The organism is Roseateles puraquae (assembly GCF_002205845.1).
GTDB lineage: Bacteria > Pseudomonadota > Gammaproteobacteria > Burkholderiales > Burkholderiaceae_C > Pelomonas > Pelomonas puraquae.
This window is the reverse complement of record NZ_NISI01000003.1, coordinates 1-17,784: the sequence shown is the minus strand read 5'-3', so window position 1 is coordinate 17,784 and position 17,784 is coordinate 1. Positions and strand designations below refer to the sequence as shown.

Sequence of the window (17,784 nt, the reverse complement as noted above, 5' to 3'; positions counted from 1 at the left end):
CCTGCGTGTGTGAACGCCTTGAGGTCCGGAGCGTCAAGCAACGCGGACCAGTTTCAAAGAGATGCGGTGAGGGAGGGTTAGCGATGTTCAAGACCAAGGCCGTTCCGGCACGGAGGCAAAGTGCGGGTCGATGCTTCCTGGCTTTGGGCATCCTGCTCACCTACTGGCTGAGTCCAACAGGGGCGCAGGCGCAATCGCCGGCCAACATCTATAGCTACAGCCGCACGAGCAGCTTTGCGTACTACGGCGTGAGCGACGGCGCCTGGGCGGGGCTGCTCAAGAGCGAGATCGTTGAGCCGGGCAACCCGCAGTTGTGCGTGGTCACGACGTACGCGTACGACCCGTACGGCAACAAGATCAGCGCCGAGACGGCCAATTGCGCCGGTGCTACGGGCCGGGCCCAGTTCACCCAACGCAAAAACACCAGCACCTTTGCAGCCGTTGCCAGCCAAGCCATCGTCGTGAATGGCAGCACGATCAACGTAGCCGTGCCTGCAGGCCTGTTCCCCTCCAGCAGCGCCAATGCGCTCAACCACACCGAGACCAAGACCTACGACCCCCGTTACGGTGCGCCACTGAGCCTGATAGGCCCGAACCAGATCCCCACCAGCTGGAAGGTCGACGATTTCGGTCGTGTGACGCAGGAGACCCGTGCCGATGGCACCCGCACCGTCACGGCCTACTGCACGCTGAGCGGCCTCGGTCTCGACACGACTGCCAACAGCAGTGTGTCCAACGGCGATCCCCTGAGCTGCCCCAGTGGCAGTGCCGACGCCCCGGCCGACGCCGTGGCGTTCGTTCACACCGAGCCCTGGGATTCGAGCAACAACAAGATCGGCCCTTTCGTGCGCGTCTACAAAGACCGCATGGGTCGGGACGTGCGCAGCGTCACGCAAGCTTTCGACGGCACGGCCCAGGCCTCGGGCAAGTCAGGCGCACTCGCCTACAAAGACACCGTCTACAGCCCCTATGGCGTCAAGAGCATTGAGACCCAGGCCTACTTTGCAGGCAGTGGCAGCTCGACGACCAGTGGCAGCAACGACGTCGGCCTGAGCCAGATCGTGGTGGACGTGCTGGGGCGCCCCACCACCATCTTCGTGGCCGACCCCAATGGTGGAGGCGGGACCCAGAGCTTCGGCAGCTATGGCAGCCGTCGCGTGGCGCAGACCACCTACACCTACGTCGGCCTGGCGACGACGACCACCAATGACAAGGGGCAGACCCGCAAGGAAGACAAGAACGCGCTGGGCGAGCTCGTGCGTGTGACGGACGCCAGTGGTGCCACGCTCCTCCACCAGCGCGACGCCTTCGGCAACCTCGTGCAGACCAAGGATGCGCTGGGCAACCTCACCACGCTGAGCTACGACTACCGCGGCCGCAAAACCAAGCTCCAGGACCCTGACACCGGTACCTGGAACTACGACTATGACGCGCTGGGGCAGCTCGTCTGGCAACAAAGCCCGAACCAACTGGCCCAAGGCTCAGAGACCACCATGGTCTACGACGTACTCGGTCGCATGACCAGCCGCGGCGAGCCCGAGTACATCAGCACCTGGCGCTACGACACCAATGCCGACGGCAGCTCGTGCATGAACGCCAATGCCAACCAGGGCAAGGGCAAGCTCTGCCAGAGCGGTACCAGCAACGGGGTGAGTCGGCAGTACGTGTACGACAGCCTGGGCCGCCCCACTAGCAGTCGCACGAGCATCAACAACGGCCCGAGCTTTGCCAGCAGCGTCAGCTACGACAGCCGGGGACGTGTGCAGACCCAGACCTACCCGACGGGTGTGCAGGTCGGCTACAGCTACACGACGCAATTGGGCTTCCTGGAGAAACTCCAGCTCAACACCCCCGCCACCGTGGCGCCGCTCCCCAACGCGAGTGGGCAGACGGCCGCCGGCACCAGCCTGGCTGCCGGTGCGGTGCTGTGGCAAGCGCAGGTCGTGGGCGCCTGGGGCAAGGTCGAACAGCAGGTCTACGGCAACGGCATCGTCAACAGAGCCGCATTCGAGGCGGCGACCGGCCGCATCAAATCGCTGACTGCAGGGGTCAACGACACGGTACTTGCCCAGACCTACAGCTGGGACAGTCTTAGCAATTTGCAGTCTCGCATCGACGCCAACGGTGATGGCAACACAGGGGCTGTGAGCGAGGTTTTCAGCTACGACGATCAACTGAACCGGCTCACCGGGTACCGGGTCGATGCGCCAGCTATCCCGGTCAGCCGCAGCGTCACCCTGCAGTACAACGCCCTCGGCATGCTGCTCTACAAGAGCGACGTCGCCAACTACACCTACAACGCCCAGGGCGGCGGCCCGGGCAGCAAGCCTCACGCGCTGCAAAGCGTGGCTGGTGTGCTCAACACCACCTATGGCTACGACGCCAACGGCAACCTCATCAGCGCCAGCACCGGCAAGTACCGCAGCCTGAGCTACACGAGCTTCAATCTGCCTGACGGCGGCGCGGGATTGCAGGGCGTCAACGGTCTGCCCAAATACAGCTGGCAGTACGACGAGAACCATGCGCGCATCCGCGAGACCCGCCAGGACAGCACCGGCACCCGGACCACGTGGTATCACCACCCCGACAACCAAGGCGGCCTGGCCTTCGAGAGCGAGGTCGCGCCCAGCGGCACGGTGAGCAACCGCCACTACCTGAGCGCTGGTGGCCAGGTCATTGGCGTGCTGGTGAAAACCGGCGCGCTGCCCACGCTGGCCGCGAGTCAGACCACACCCGCAGCGCTCACGAGCGTGACGCTCGTCAAGGTCGAGTATTGGCACAAGGACCACCTGGGTAGCCTTATCACGACGACCGATCACGGCGGCGCGGTGACCCAGCGTTACGCCTACGACCCCTTCGGCAAGCGCCGCTACACCAGCGGCACTTATGACCCCTTCGGTGCGCTCATCGTGGACTGGGTCAGTACCCAGAACGCCGGCACCGACCGTGGCTTCACCAGCCACGAGCACCTGGACGACGTCGGCATCGTGCACATGAACGGCCGGCTCTATGACGCCAACCTGGGTGTCTTCCTGCAGGCCGATCCTTTCATCCAGGATCTCTCCAACCTGCAGAACTACAACCGCTACGGATATTGCCATAACAATCCCTTGACCTGTACAGATCCAAGTGGCTATCTCAGCCTTTTCGGGCACAAGATTCTTCCGGGACTATTCAATAACAGCACCTTGCGAATCGCCGCGTCGCTAGCCGCAGCATGGATACTCGGCCCTGCCTGTCAAGGAACCCTTTGTGTAGCGCTTTTCGAGAGTGGCTGGGCAAACGCCGCAGTGGCGGGCTTCACCAGCAGCGCAATTTCTTCCGGGAATCTCAAGGGGGCGCTGCAGGGCTCATTTACGGCAGTAGCGTTTTATGGTGCAGGGAGTTTCATTACAGAGGGTCTTGGAGGTGTGGGCGGTTGGGGGGAGCGGAGCTGGCAAGCGGTGGCGGTACACGCAGTCGTGGGCTGCATAACCAGCTCAGCCGCAGGAAACAAATGCGGACCTGGGGCACTTGCGGCGGGCTTATCGCAAGCAATTACCTCCTATGGTCCAGCCTCACTGAATAAATTCAATGTCCAATCAATTGCGGTGAGAATGGTCGTAGGAGGAACAGTGTCTGTCCTTGGAGGCGGCAAATTCGCCAACGGGGCGAATAGCGCGGCGTTTGGTTACATATTTAATTCTCTTGCCCACGCCTGGGCTGGAACTGAGGCAACTTATGCTTTGGCCGATAGGCTGAACGCCCGGGACGGGGCAGATACGTGGTTGGTAAATCGTGGATCTTTCTGGGATATATTGTTGGACGGGCGTGCGGATCTTGTAAATAAGGACCGACAGACCTTTGAAGTTAAGACAAATCGATGTTTGGCTGACGCCGCTTGCCAACTGGACGCAGAGAAACAATTGAACCGCTACATAACCTCTTCTGCGGGAGAGGATGGTGTGCCTCGGCTGACCGTTGGCAACAGTTTTACAGTTTTCCGTGGAGACCCTTCCATTCTCGCGTATGGAACGGTTATGGGAGTGGAGACTACCTTCAGTTTCAACCCCACTCGCTCATCCGGCTTGATTGGCTACGATATCGTTGATGAAACGCCGACTCTAAAGAAAATTTGGGAGTCGTTCTTCAAGAGAAAATCTGCAACGGACGGACTTCCGCCAACTGCGCCGATTCCTATGCCGCCGCTGATTCCGATTCCATGAAGCCCATTGATTCATATCTAATTTCACCAGCGGCGCAAGTGGCTCTACTAAAGCACTTGTGGCTCAAAGTGGCAGGATTGGCAGTTCGAGAGCGACTATTCGATTTGGGGTTCTCATCATTCGATGAGTGGAACCGGTTTGAGGTTGGGTGCTGCTTCGGAGACGAGCTGGGTCGACTTCCCGCATACGTCAGAGAACGGTCGAGTTACATCTTCGCTAGCCCTACTGGATTGATTGAGCCTGCGGAGACTCGAAGATTGGCCGAACTGAAGCCATGGGGTACTCGGTTCGATGACTCCGAAGGCATCCAGTTGCTGAAAGTTCTGGAAGCAAGACGCACCGAAAGATTCGTGCTCACCAGGATTGAAGAAGAGGCACGGTGGGGACCAGCTATCCGTTCAAGTGAGACATTGTTTTCCAAATACTTTGAGTCTCTTTTAACCGAAGAGTTTTCAAGGCTTGGATTTTCATCGAATCTTGCTTTTTCATCGACAGGTTTTCCAGTTGTATCAAGACATTTGTGTGGTCCGTGGCATGTATGCTGGTCCGCGGAAAACAAGCGGCTCTTAGCAAACTGGCCGCGGGAGCGCTCTGGAGATATTGCCAGATGGAACACCTTGCGGCTTCGTTGCTTTCTGGCATCTGAAAGTTTTAAGGGCGAGCCAAGCGTCGATCTTTCCCTGCGCGATTCTTCCTTCGTCACTTTGCGACTCGGACAGGTCGTAAATGGCTTTGACTGGGCGTACAGCCAAATTAATGGGGTGGAGCAGTTGCGGATTATCCTTGCAGCATACGCATATCTATATTCGCTCGTGTGTCCGACACTTGAGGACGAAATTATTGGATTTCTAGCCTCCAGTTAAAGTGGAGGACGTTGTTGTTATTCATTTGACGCTCGGCCGGGGGAATTGATGGTGTGTTGGCCGTGACAGATGGTCCACTTACATTAAATGGCAAAGGTTGGAGCGATAGTCTTTGACTTGGGGATAGCATAGTGAAGATTCCCTTCCCTGTAGCGAATGGGCGGCTCAAAGCGTAAACATGTCGAAGCTTTTTACACCCCTTACTCGTCCGGTGGTATTGCTTTGGCAGCAAGTGAAGCGGACTCCCGACGCACCCGTGAATGTCGGGCTGTGGAAGCCGTTGCCTTGGGTTGCATCTCCCGCTTGGCTGCTTGCGGCATGTTTGCTGTTGACCGTTTTGGTTTGCATTACTCTTTTGGACCAGCTTCATGGACGTGACGATGTGCGGTCTGCTCAAGTCCAGCTTGAACTATTACAGGTTCGTCTAGAAGGCGAATTTCCCGCAGCCCCCTTTTCCGGCAAACTTGCAAGCGCACTTCCCCATTCGGTCGATGTGAGTGGAATACTTACAAAGATCCAAAAAATGGCGGTCACAAATAGCTTAAATTTGCTGCGTGCGGAACAATCTAAACTTACTCAAGATCTGTCACGGTCTGGTTTGCATAAATACGTTTTCGATTTGAGATTGAGCGGTGGCTATCTCGATTTGAAAACTTTCCTCGCCCAAATTCTTGTTGAGTCTCCCGACCTTTGGCTGGGGCGCCTCCAGTTGCAGGCGGAAGGCTCCACGGTCATCGCCAGCATTAGCCTTCACGCATGGAGCACCGACTTTAATCCGACCCAGCCGGCACGGTCCTCGCCGACGCCATGAGAACCGGTCTACGTTGGTTGCTCGGCGGAGTGCTTTTGCTCACTCTTGGCGTGCTCGTTTTCACCGACAGCCCGAAGGCAGAGAAGCCTCAGTCGCTCATTCCGCCTGCGGCGCGTGCGCGGGTTGCAATGGTTGATCGGCTAGGCGAGTCCCTGCCGCCATCGATTGCCACGGCAGCAGTCGCAGCCGACTCTCGCCCAACGAGGGCCAAGGCACCAGCCATCGAACGGTGGCCGGACTCTCTAGCGCGCCAGGTATTGAGCAGTGCCATCGGCGATCCCTTTCGAGCCTCGCTGCCATCAACTATGCCCATCGCCGCGGTACCCGCATCACCAGTAACTCAACCTACGCCCACCGTCGCGCCGGTCGTTGTTCCCGTGATGAGCTATCGGTACCTGGGACAACTGACGGACCCCGATGGCAAGCGGCTGGTACTCATCAGCAAAGGCGACAAGGATGTGACCGTTTCGCGAGGCAGCCTGCTCGACGATGGCTTCAGCGTCGTCGACATCCAGAAGACCCACATCACCATCGTGCACATCGCCACGAGCACCCCGTTTGAAATCCGTATTCCCGATGCCGATGCGTCGCTTCCCTGATACTGCGCCGTGGCTCCGCCTTATGGTGAGCACCCTCTGCGCACTGGTGGTCGCTGGATGCGCCATGGACCAACGACAGCGCCGCCAAGCCGAAGAATCGATCGCCCAGGGCCGGCTCGAGGAGGGCATGGGCGACTTGGCACGCGCGCGATCTCAGCGGCCAGATAGCGTCACGCTGAAAGTGGGTGAGCTCTCCCTGCGCACACAGCTCGTCAGTGAGCTCATCGACAAAGCCCGGGCAGCCGAGTCTGCAGGTCGCTTTCAAGAGGCCAGTGAGACCCTGCAGCGCGCCCTGACCTTGGAGCCGGCCAACAGCCGAGTTCAGGAGCGCCTGGCCAGTTTGGCGCTCGCTGTCACTCAGAAGGACAGGCTGGACCAAGTCGAGTCGCTCGCCTCGGCTGGAAAGTCTGCTCAGGCGCTGGCGCTGGCGGAGCAGGCCTTGCGAGATACGCCTGCACACCCTGGACTGCTCGCTGCTCAGCGTGAGCTGCGCGCCAAGCAGCGTGAGCAGGAGATCGCCTCCTCTCAATCGTCTTTGGCGGAGAAGCGCCCGATCTCTCTAGATTTCAGGGACGCCAACTTGCGCACTGTGCTGGACGTCGTGTCACGCAGCAGCGGCCTGAACTTTGTGCTCGACCCTGCGGTGAAGCCGGAAATCCGAGTCACCGTCTTCCTGAAGAACACGCCCGTCGAGGAGGCCCTCGACCTGCTGGTCAACACGCACCAGCTGGCGAAGAAAGTGCTCGACAGCAAGACGGTCCTCATTTACCCCGCTACCCCAGAAAAGCAGAAGGAGCACCAGGAGCAAGTTGTCCGGGTGTTCTATCTGGCCAACGCTGACGTACGCGCCGCGAGCAACTTCTTGAAGGCCATGCTGCGCGTGAAGGATCCCTACGTCGATGAGAAGTCGAACGTCCTGGCATTGAGGGACTCCAAAGAGAACATCATGCTGGCCGAAAAGCTGCTCGCAGTCTTCGATGCCAACGAGCCCGAAGTGCTGCTCGACGTCGAGGTGCTCGAAGTCACCACCAATCGGCTGCTGCAGCTGGGTGTGAGCCCACCGACCACCTTCTCGCTCACGCCGCTGCCGACGACGCCGATCACCACAGGTCAGTCGAGCAGCGGCTCTTCGGGATCGACCGCTACCGGCATCACGCTGTACGACCTGTTGCGCAACGTGGACAGCCGACATGTCCAGGCCAGCGTCGGCGGCATCACCGTCAACGCCAAGAGTTCGTCAGGCGATGTCACGACGCTGGCCAACCCGAAGCTGCGGGCTCGCAATCGAGAGAAGGCGAGCGTCATGATTGGCGACAAGATCCCGGTGGTCACGTCAACGATCGGCACCGGGGGTTTTGTCTCGGAGAGCATCAGCTATCAGGACGTCGGCCTCAAGCTCAACGTGGAGCCCACGATCTTTCCGAACGACGAGGTGGCCATCAAGATGGCACTTGAGGTGAGCACGCTGGGCGCCGCGGTCAAATCAAGCGGCGGGAGTACCGCCTACCAAATCAGCACCCGCAACGCGACCACGGTGTTGCGTCTGAAGGATGGAGAAACCCAGCTGCTGGCTGGCCTATTGAGCCGTAATCGTGAATCCAGCAAGACGGGCTGGCCGGGGCTGAGCGAGATCCCCATTCTCGGCAGGCTCTTTGCGGATCACCAGGACGTCAACAACCAGACGGAACTGGTGCTCGCTGTGACGCCACGCGTTCTGCGAAACGTGCGCCAACCTTTGGCGCACGAAGCCGAGACTTGGGTGGGCACAGAGCTGTCGCCGCGGCTTCGCCCCTACGGCGGGGTTAGCGTCGCGCCAGCCGCCGAAGAGGCTTCCCCGAAACCCAAGGCACAGCAGAGCCCGGAAGCGAGCCAGGCTGGATCGCCCCGGCCCTCCACGCCAACGGCTGAGTCCGTCACTACCGCGGGCTCGTTCAAGCTGCAATTGCTGGGGCCTACCCAGGTCAAGTCAGGGCAGACCTTCGATGTTCAGCTTGCGCTGGAGTCGCCACTGCCCATGCGCGGCCTGCCCGCAGAAGTGAGCTTTGACCCCGCGCGGTTCGGCTTCGTCGATGCGATGGAGGAGCCCTTCTTCAAGCAGGGCGGTGCAGAGACGAAGTTCTCCAAGACGATCGACGCCAGTTCCGGTCGTGTCACCTTGGGCGTGATCCGTATCCAGGCCACGGGCGCGCAGGGTCAAGACAAGGTGGCCACATTGCGGTTCAAGGCATTGGACCCAAGCGACGGTGCAGAAATCCGCGTGACGCGCGCCATACCGCTCACGCTGGAAGCGCCGGCGCCTGCTCAGCCTTTGCCGGCCCCTTTGTTGGTCAAGGTACTACCGTGATGCGCGCGTCCTCGAGCGGCCGACAATGGAAGCACCGCCGACAAGGGTTCACCGTCGTTGAGCTCTTGGTGGTGCTGACCGTGATGGCAGTCCTCGCCACGATGGCCATGCCGCTCGCGCGAATCGCCGTGCAACGGGAGCGCGAGCAAGAGTTGAAGGTCGCCCTTAGAGAGATTCGCGCGGCGATCGACGCCTATCAAGTGGTTCGCGCTGCGGGCAATGGAGGCGCGCCGGAGGGTGTTTCCCTTTGTCCGCCGTCGTTGATCGCACTGACGCAGCTCATGCCGGACCCACGGCCGAGCTCTGGCGGCCAAATGATCCGCTTCTTGAGACGGGTGCCTCGCGACCCGTTTGCTGCCCCCCAACTCCCTGCGGAGCAGACGTGGGGCTTGCGCAGCTACCTTTCCGAGGCTGCCAAGCCCCTTCCCGGGGCTGATGTTTACGACGTCTATTCGCTTTCCAAGCAACAAGCCCTGGACGGGACGTGGCTCAAGGACTGGTGATGCTGACGACCACCTCACGCTCACGTATTCATACCAGCGGGTTCACCGTCATCGAGATGCTGGTGGTGATGACGGCTATCGCGCTGCTGCTGAGCGTTGCTGCGCCTCGCTACATCCAGCACATCGATCGCAGCCGAGAGGTCACGCTGCGGCAGGACCTCAAGGTCATGCGAGATGCCATCGACAAGTTCGCCGCGGACAAGGGTCGATACCCATCCACGCTGCCGGAGTTGGTGGCTCTGGGCTACCTGTCGAGCATCCCCGTCGACCCGATGACTGGCAGCTCTGTGACCTGGTTGACTTCGCCGCCCACGGCCGCCTTGGTGAGCTGGCAGTCCGGGATGCCGCCCACCGTGCCCGCGCCGGACGGAAGCGCGCTGACTGGGGTGGGCGATGTGCATTCGACGGCCTCTGGCCTTGGATCTGATGGGACGCCCTATGCGTCGTGGTGAAGTGATCAGCCGCATGAGCGGCTTCACCATGCTGATCGTCCTCGGCCTGGTGGCCCTGGCCTCTGCCGGGCTATCTCTGGTCAGCTCGCGCTACACCGCGCAAGTGCAGCGAGACAAGGAACAAGAGCTGCTGATCGTCGGGCGGATGTATGCGGCCGCATTGCAGCGCTACTACGACTCAGCGCCGGGCAACCTAAAGCGCTACCCCAAGACCCTGGATTGGCTGGCGCGTGATCCCCGTTATGCGGGCGTGGTGCGCCACATGCGCAAGGTCTACCCGGACCCCCTGCAGCCGGACAAGCCCTGGGGGCTTGCCTTCGACAGCAACGGCGGCATCGTGGGCGTCTTCAGCGTCAACTACGCCCAGCCGCTGGGTCCCGCATCGCCCCTGGCGCCCGTCGCCGATGCCCGGCGCTACTCGGACTGGTTGTTCCTTGCCGACCCCAAACTGACCAACTTCACGCTTTCGATCACAGGAGCCCCGCCATGAGAAGCTTTCAACTTGACCAGCACCTGCAGCGCGGACTGCCAGCCCCACAAAGCAGGTCGCGCGGCTTCACGTTGCTCGAGATGCTGGTGGTCATTCTGATCATTGGCTTGCTGACCGGCATCGTGGCGCCTCGTCTGCTTGGCCAGATGGCGACCTCCGAAATCACGGCCGCTCGTGCTCAGCTCGCCGCCATCGACAAGGCATTGCAGGCCTTTCGGATTGACAACAAGCGCTTCCCAACGACGCAAGAGGGTCTGGCGGCACTGACCGTGGCCCCACCGTCCGCGCCACAGTGGGCGGGGCCCTATCTGCAAAGTGCCGTCGGGAATGATCCCTGGGGCCAGCCCTACCAGTACGCGTTCCCGGGCCGACCCGGCCGCGACTACGACCTGTTCAGCTCTGGACCGTCCAAGACAGGCGCGGCTGACGGCAGTGGCGGCGCCGTGTTCCTGAACTCTGGTCCCTGAAGCTCGGCCGCCCGTGGACTTCACCGCCAAGCTGTTCGATCCGAGCTCCTGCCAGGTTCAGGAGCGACAGGTCACGGCTACCTCCGCCCGTGAAGCGCGTGCCAGGCTCGAGTCCGAGGGGCTGACCGTGCTGGCGCTCGGCGCACTGCGGCAGTCGAAGAGCGGGGGGGCGGACGCGTCGGGTGCCCAGCTGGTTTCGGGAGCCTCCAAAGACCAACGGCTCGACGTGGCCTGGTGGTGCCGAGAGCTGCGTACCCTGCTGGCGGCTGGCATGACCGTGGTCGAAGCCTTGGACACGCTCAGAGCCCAATCTCCCGAGGGCTTTCGCCGGCTGGTTCACCGGCAACTGGTGCACAACCTGCAGTCCGGTATGTCGCTGTCCCACGCGATGGCGTCAACCCGCGCGTTTCCTGCGGTGCTCACGGCGAGCGTCAAGGCCAGCGAGCGCACCAGCAACCTGATCGATGCGTTGGATGACTACCTCCGGTATCACGAGCTCTTGGACAACCTGCGTCGCAAGGTCATCAGTGCGGCGATCTACCCGACCCTGGTGTTCAGCTTGGGCATGACGATCACATTCTTCCTGCTCGTGTTCGTCATCCCGCGGTTCGCTCAGGTGTATGCGAATCGACCGGGTTCAGTCGGGCCGGCAACCAAGCTCTTGCTGCAGTCGAGCAGCCTGCTACACGATCACTTTCCCGTGGCAATGGCGATGTTCGCGGCACTGGCAATCGGTGGGCTTTGGGCCTGGCGGCGCGGCTGGGTCGCGGTAGCCATTCAGTGGACTGCGGATCGAATTCCATTGCTGCAGGCGCAATTGCGCGAACTGAGCTTGGCCAAGCTGTACCAGGCCATGGCCTTGATGACCCGGGGTGGCTACGCGTTGGCCGAGACGGTTGAGTTGTGCGCCGAGCTGCAGATTCATCCTGCGCTGCGGCCCAGGCTGCGTGCCGTTCGAACTGACCTGGTTCATGGGCGCCGTGTGTCGGCCTCATTGCGCGCAGCGGGGCTGACCGATGAGGTGACGACGCGGCTGCTCGCCGTTGGCGAACGGACCGGCAACTTCGATCAGATCCTTCAAGTGATCGCGAACCGGCATTCGTCCAACTTCACCCTGTTCGTGGAGCGAGCCACACGGGTTGTCGAGCCAGTGATGTTGTTCCTGGTCTCTGCCCTCGTCGGGTCTGTGGTGCTGTTGATGTACATGCCTGTGTTCGACATTGCGAGCACGATCCGATGATGCAAGAGCAAACCGTGGATCTTGTGGCTGTGAAGGACCGCTCTCCAGTGCCGGAGCCCGCTCCAGCGCGCGAGCTCACTGTTTCAGAAGTTCGCCGAGCGATCAGGCAAGCCAGGCGCGAACGCGGCTCGGGGGAGACCGTATTGGATCGGCTCCTGCGGGTGCTCCGGCCCTTGGCCATGGCAGAGGCGGACCCAGTCGAGAGCCCTTCCCACGCGGATCTTGCAGCGGTGTTGCTGGCGGCCAGCGGGGTACAAGCCACGTTCGACGATGAGGGCTATCAGCTGTGGCTGAACCACCCCGCGCTGCGCGAACTCGTCGCGGTTGGGATGGTGCCTTTGAAACATGGAGCGAGTGAAGCCCTTTGGGTCGGCGCAGCCGACCCATGGGATGCCGATATCAGCGCCCAGGCCACAGCGGTCCTCCGTGCTGAGGCCGCCGGTGCTTTTGTGGCACTACCTGCGCGCCTGCTGCACCCTTGGGTCAACGCCGCGACAGCGAGGCTGGGGATCCTGGAGCGCGAGGCGTCAGGTGCAACAGCTGGGCGAACCACCGCCGCAGGTGACTCGGAATCCTCCTCTCTACCGTTTGGTCGCGGCATCCGAGCGGCTCCCGGTGATGACGAGATGGACCGGCTGGAAGCCATGGAGGGGTATGGCTTCGATCAGGGTATCGTGGTCATGGAGGAAGACCATCAGCCTGCGGAGGTTGTGACCTTCGTAAACCAGGCGCTTCACTCCGCCTTTGTCGCTGGGGCAAGTGATGTGCACTTCGAATACAGCCGTTCGGGAATGACGGTCAAGCTGCGCCAGGACGGGGTGATGACCTATCACTCGTCCATCTCAGGCATGCAGCGCGCCGAAGAAGTCATCTCCAGAATCAAGGTGCTCGCTCAATTGGACATCACCGAGCGGCGAGTGCCGCAAGACGGCCGGTTCAGGTTTCGCTTCGCCGGCGGTGAACTGGATCTGCGCGTGTCGATCATGCCGAGCGTGTTCGGTGAGGATGCCGTCCTGAGATTGCTCGACAAGGCCCAGTTGAGGTCGACTGACGTCGCCGTGTCGTTGGACTTGCTGGGCTTTGACGAGCAGAGCGTTCAAGCCATTCGCAACTTGTCGGAACTGCCGCACGGCATGATGCTCATCACCGGGCCCACAGGCAGCGGCAAGACGACGACGGTGTACGGGATCCTGTCGGAGGTGAACACCGGCGACGAGAAGATCATCACCATCGAAGACCCCGTTGAGTACGAGCTGAGTGGGGTGCTTCAGATTCCCGTCAATGAGAAGAAGGGGCTGACGTTTGCGCGCGGGCTGCGCTCAATCTTGCGGCATGACCCCGATCGCATCCTGGTCGGCGAGATCCGAGATGCGGAGACGGCTGAGATCGCTGTTCAGTCCGCACTCACAGGCCACCAGGTCTTCACGACCGTCCATGCCAACAGCGTGTTCGATGTCACCGGGCGGTTCAAGCATTTTGGCCTGGATATGTTCGGATTCATGTCGGCACTCAACGGGGTCATCGTGCAAAGACTCGTCCGCCGCGTGTGTCCGCACTGCGCAACTTCCCGTGTTCCGAATGCTCGCGAGGCAGAGTGGCTCTCTGCGATGAAGCGGCCACTGCAGCGGGTGCCAACGAGCGCGGGCTGCTCCGAGTGTCGGCAGACAGGGTATCGGGGCCGCCTGGTGATTGCCGAGGTGCACCGCGTCGATGACCGTTTGCGTGACCTCGTCACCTTGAACGCGCCGGTCTCGCAGTTGAGGGAGCATGTCATGCAAGCAGGCGTGCTGTCCCTTGCCGAGCAGGGCGCACGCCTGATTGCGGAGGGGATGACAACCACGGAGGAGATCAAGCGTGTCGTCGGATGGTACTGATGGTCGCACCTTGGACGTGCTGCTGGGCCGGACTGCTTGGTCAGTATGTAGACACGATGCGCTTTTGCATTCAGAAAGCGGGCTCGCACGTGCCGAGACGCTGAAGTCACTGACGGAGTGGCTACGTTCCAGCACTGGCGGTACGTGGTGGCGCCGAACGCAGATCAACGTTTACCTTACCGGCGGTATCTGCCGCCCGTTCCTGCTGCCAGAGTTGCCCGCGCTGCGGGTAGCGGAGCAACGTCTTGCGATCGATGCAGCCGCCAAGGCTCGCACCGGTCTCGCGGAGCCCCTGCAGGTATGGCTGTCGCCGCTGTTATCAGGGGGAGCGGAGGGAGGCAGGAACCACCAGTTCGGCGCGGCTGTGGCTCAGGAGGACTTGACTAGCCTCGTGGCGGCGATTCGGTCATTGAGAAAGATACGACTGGCGTCGATTCAACCGGTTTGGTCTTTAGCGCTGCAAGTTGCAACGTCGGAGGTCAGCGCTGTACCGTCGCCGCTCGATCTGCTCCTAGTGCAGGATGACGATTCCATAACGTTACTCGCAGGCGCACCGCAGCATGCGACACGAACTGAGGGCAGCACGGATGGGTTCGCCGCAGCACTGACGATTGATCGCGGCTTGGACGCAGCGAGTCAGAGTCACGCAGTCATGCGAGTGGTGTCCGGGCTAGAGGTTGAACCCATGAACTCCTATCAGATGCGCTTCAGTGCGCCTGGAGTTGAGCAGGGTAGTCAGCCGCAGGTTGCAGAAGCTGCTGTCGACCTAGGCTCGACTGAGCTGCCCCTGCAAGCTCTGTTGAGGGTCCAAGCAATCGACCTGGAGCGAATCACGGAGATCGTTGCGTGAAGCCACTGAACATCGATTTCCGACCACGTTTTCCGTGGCGCTCTGCGGGTATGTGGGTGTCTTGTGCCGCGTTGACGATCACCGCCGCTTACCTAGGTTGGGCGAGCTGGCAGGTGCGAGTCGAGACTGAGCGGCTGTCGCGTGAGAATGCAGAGCTGGAGGCAAAAGTCAGTCAGCTCAAGGCTAGAAAGCAGGCTGAACTCCTGCCACAGCCTTACCTAGAAGCGATCGCTGATATGGTGGCCATCTCCCAATTCCCGCTCGATTCTGCGCTCAGGGTGCTCGAGTCAATCGATGTGCCGGGCGTCAGAGTCACCTCGTTGACCGTCAATGCCTTGGAAGGAAGCGGGACTGCGGTTGTCGAAGCCTCATCGGCAGAAGCCTTGAAGCTCTTTCTCGAAAGGCTTGCAGAGCAGGAGACAGTGCCACGATGGGAGTTGCAATCCGCCAGCTCGGTGAAGCGGGCGGTAGGCGAAAGGACGGACTCTGCAGCCCCGAAGAGCATAGTTTCTGATTCAGCCGGCAACGAATTGCCGGTCAGCATGCGCGCGGATCTTGTGTGGCGTTAGTTCCCCTGCCGAACGGCAAGCAAGACTAAGACAGGGGCAGATCGACGATGCAATTTTTGGCGGATCGTCGTCCCGGCACATCTTGTCGATCCCCAAACTCCGGCGCCAAGGGCGGATCTGCGGATCAAGCATAAACGTTGTCATCGCCCTTGGCGGTCCCCGAGGGTTCCGATGCGTAGCTCGCGTATTCCCCTCTCCCAGGGGGCGCATGAGTTGGAGATAGGGTGGCCCGTGAGGCTGGGACTGGGGCTGCTCATGCCCGTTCTATTTTTGTCTGTGCGCATGGTAGCGGCAGATGCAGCTGGACCGCATGAGATGGGCCAGCAGTGGCCCGGTGAGCGGATGGCACTAACATTTGCGCCTGGAGCCCCAGCATCCTATGAATCCGCAAGAAATAGCCGCGCGAATTGTCGAAGAGATCTTCGATATGGAAGCGCTTCTCGGCAAGCTGAAGCGCGGCACCGCTAGGCGTCAGACTTGGCAACAGCAGCTTCACGGGCACGTGCAAGCTCTCGAGGGCTTAGTGCAGATCCTTCGCATGACGATCATGATGGACCGCCCCGCGAGTGAGCAACTCGCAGCTGCGCGTGACTTGATCAAAGCGACTCGGATGGCGGCTTTGGCTGTCAGCGGCTCTCGGGCTGATCAGACCACATTGGCCACCGTCAAGCTGATTGATAGCCACGCCCGGCACATCAGCGACGCGTTTGAAGCAGAACTGCGGCAAAGCGTTGAGCCGCTAGCGCGCGAGCGGCCAGTTCGCCACGGCTGACTTGCGAATGTTGATTTCCGCGTCGAAGTGACCCTGCCGGCCAGGTAATTTCCATCCAAATCTGACCCACGCATCAACCTAAGCCTGCTGCTATTTGCGGCAGGAGCACAGGAGTGATTGACGTGGCGACACTGAGTGTCAACCGCGCAGATCAGGCTCATCACTCGACCAAGGAGCTCTCATGACGGCATTCAACAACCTGCGGATCGCAATGCGCTTGTCGCTTGGTTTTGGGTTGGTCCTCGTGCTTTTGCTGATGATGGCAATCGTTGGCGTGCAGCAGGCAAGGTCCATCAATGCCTACGCCGAGTACTCGACCAACTTAAGGCGTATGAGCCGCTCGTCGCTGACGCTGCGGATCGGTCGTTCCTGGTCAAGGCTCAAGAAGGTGCGGCTGCGTACTTTGCCGCACAAGACAAAGTGCTTGCTGCTTCAGCTCAGGCTTTGGCCGATCCGAACCAGGCCAAGGAAGCTCGGCGACTGACGTTCGGACCGGCGCGAGCCGCCTTCACCCCTGCTCGCGAGTCAATTGGTAAATGGTGGGAGTACAACGAGCGACTTGCTGCGAAGACGACCGCTGCGGCCGAGGCAGCCTATGCAAGGGTGCTCTGGACCTTCGCGCTGGTGGCAGTCGGTGGCAGACACGACACGCAGATTCTTCGTGCTTAGCATGCTTGCGGCCGGGGCGGTCGCAGCGGCGGATGCGCATGCCAAGGGTGGCCGGGCCGGTCGACGCAGCGGCGGCAGTCGTGGCAAGCGCGGCGGCGACAATGGTGGATATGCTGGTAACGGTGGCGGCGACTCGGGCTGCGGCTCGCGAGGTGGCCCCGGCGGTCCCCGTGACGCCAACGGCAAATGCCCTGGCTGGGAGAAGTGACCTCAGTCCCTTACACCGGCGGTTGCGGCCCAAGGGAGGTCCTCCGGGCTCGCCGTAGTCCCGCGACTCCACCATTGCGATGCACGGGCTGTGAATAGGCCGAATGCGAGCGCACGTGGCAATGGCAGCGCCGGCGTCCGGGACAGTACTTCTGTTTAGGCTGTGGGGATGGCCTCGGTCACAGACTACTGCATGCGACTGCCTAGACAGCTTTGATCTGGTCATTTTGCCTGGTAATGGAACGTTAGCGGGTGGAGTTTGGCCGTCCTTGCCGACCGGCGCAGCCGATCCGACGTAAGAGTCCGTCGCCCTTGCCGACAGTCGACAGAATCCATAGACTTTCGGGATGGCGTTGGTCGACGCCCGCTGTCCTCCTTGGCCCACCCGGTACGCTGGGACGACCGCTTGCACGTTTCGTATGAACTTCCACCCGCGACGGAGGTCGGCAGAGGACACCGGACTCATTCGCGTGTTGAATGGAAGTAATTCATGCGCCACATCCCTACGAATATCACGTTGGTCGACCGCATCAAGCGCGACGCCAAGCGGCTGAACACCCCTTCGCTCTCGTGGAGAGCTTCCCTGGAAGTAGCTGCCAGAAGCGCAGGCTACGAAAGCTGGAAGCATGTCACTGTCTGCGCATCGGGAGCGCTCCTCAGCCGGCTATCGGCGGAGTCCGGCACCTCAATCACGGGATCCCAGCTTGCACCGAGCCGGTCCGAAAGACTTTTGGAAGAACTGTTCGGTCTCCAACCGCTGAATGGGCTGCTAGATGTGACGTTCCGATAGGTTGTTCATCCGTCCCTGATTTGGGAAGCTGGGGTTGTCGAGACCTCCCGCAACCCAAACAGGAGAACGGATGAACAGC

The 17,784-nt window shown here is 61.1% G+C and carries 15 protein-coding genes; all 15 read left to right on the top strand.

Annotation, left to right across the window (positions count from 1 at the left end; translation table 11 throughout):
* Positions 1–83: 83 nt before the first annotated feature.
* The 15 genes from CDO81_RS09985 to CDO81_RS09930 all read left to right on the top strand — a co-directional run bounded on the left by CDO81_RS09985 (position 84) and on the right by CDO81_RS09930 (position 16,523).
* A complete protein-coding gene (locus CDO81_RS09985) occupies positions 84–4,205 on the top strand; it encodes an RHS repeat domain-containing protein (RefSeq protein WP_088483066.1) in 4,122 nt (1,373 codons plus the stop codon).
* A 257-nt stretch (positions 4,206–4,462) separates the two neighbouring features.
* On the top strand, positions 4,463–5,068 hold the full coding sequence (locus CDO81_RS27575; RefSeq protein WP_144397195.1) for a hypothetical protein: 606 nt from the start codon (positions 4,463–4,465) through the stop codon (positions 5,066–5,068).
* A 178-nt stretch (positions 5,069–5,246) separates the two neighbouring features.
* Positions 5,247–5,879, top strand: a complete 633-nt coding sequence (locus CDO81_RS27570; RefSeq protein WP_144397194.1) for a hypothetical protein — start codon at positions 5,247–5,249, stop codon at positions 5,877–5,879.
* A gap of 50 nt (positions 5,880–5,929) precedes the next feature.
* Positions 5,930–6,478: a hypothetical protein gene (locus CDO81_RS27565; RefSeq protein ID WP_158218228.1), complete on the top strand. Its 549-nt coding sequence runs from the start codon at positions 5,930–5,932 to the stop codon at positions 6,476–6,478.
* A gap of 64 nt (positions 6,479–6,542) precedes the next feature.
* Positions 6,543–8,822, top strand: coding sequence for a type IV pilus secretin PilQ (locus tag CDO81_RS09980; RefSeq protein ID WP_158218227.1), 2,280 nt, complete (start codon positions 6,543–6,545; stop codon positions 8,820–8,822).
* Positions 8,822–9,325 (top strand): prepilin-type N-terminal cleavage/methylation domain-containing protein, encoded by a 504-nt coding sequence (locus CDO81_RS09975; protein WP_088483064.1) that lies wholly within the window; start codon positions 8,822–8,824, stop codon positions 9,323–9,325. The genes CDO81_RS09980 and CDO81_RS09975 overlap by 1 nt, the downstream gene beginning before the upstream one ends.
* Positions 9,325–9,777: a type II secretion system protein gene (locus CDO81_RS09970; protein ID WP_088483063.1), complete on the top strand. Its 453-nt coding sequence runs from the start codon at positions 9,325–9,327 to the stop codon at positions 9,775–9,777. The genes CDO81_RS09975 and CDO81_RS09970 overlap by 1 nt, the downstream gene beginning before the upstream one ends.
* 13 nt (positions 9,778–9,790) lie before the next feature.
* Positions 9,791–10,267 (top strand): type II secretion system protein, encoded by a 477-nt coding sequence (locus CDO81_RS09965; RefSeq protein WP_144397192.1) that lies wholly within the window; start codon positions 9,791–9,793, stop codon positions 10,265–10,267.
* Positions 10,264–10,734, top strand: a complete 471-nt coding sequence (gene gspG, locus CDO81_RS09960) for a type II secretion system major pseudopilin GspG (RefSeq protein ID WP_088483061.1) — start codon at positions 10,264–10,266, stop codon at positions 10,732–10,734. Before CDO81_RS09965 ends, gspG begins: the two co-directional genes overlap by 4 nt.
* A 13-nt stretch (positions 10,735–10,747) precedes the next feature.
* Positions 10,748–11,974, top strand: coding sequence for a type II secretion system F family protein (locus CDO81_RS09955; RefSeq protein ID WP_088483060.1), 1,227 nt, complete (start codon positions 10,748–10,750; stop codon positions 11,972–11,974).
* Complete coding sequence (locus CDO81_RS09950) at positions 11,974–13,848, top strand: GspE/PulE family protein (protein ID WP_241516943.1); 1,875 nt, start codon at positions 11,974–11,976, stop codon at positions 13,846–13,848. Before CDO81_RS09955 ends, CDO81_RS09950 begins: the two co-directional genes overlap by 1 nt.
* A 10-nt stretch (positions 13,849–13,858) precedes the next feature.
* Entirely contained in the window at positions 13,859–14,698 is an 840-nt protein-coding gene (locus CDO81_RS09945; RefSeq protein WP_144397191.1) for a hypothetical protein, read from the top strand.
* Positions 14,695–15,267, top strand: coding sequence for a hypothetical protein (locus CDO81_RS09940; protein WP_144397190.1), 573 nt, complete (start codon positions 14,695–14,697; stop codon positions 15,265–15,267). Before CDO81_RS09945 ends, CDO81_RS09940 begins: the two co-directional genes overlap by 4 nt.
* 379 nt (positions 15,268–15,646) lie before the next feature.
* Positions 15,647–16,039, top strand: coding sequence for a hypothetical protein (locus tag CDO81_RS09935; protein WP_088483057.1), 393 nt, complete (start codon positions 15,647–15,649; stop codon positions 16,037–16,039).
* 181 nt (positions 16,040–16,220) lie between these two features.
* Positions 16,221–16,523, top strand: coding sequence for a hypothetical protein (locus CDO81_RS09930; protein ID WP_088483056.1), 303 nt, complete (start codon positions 16,221–16,223; stop codon positions 16,521–16,523).
* The last annotated feature ends 1,261 nt before the right edge of the window (positions 16,524–17,784 follow it).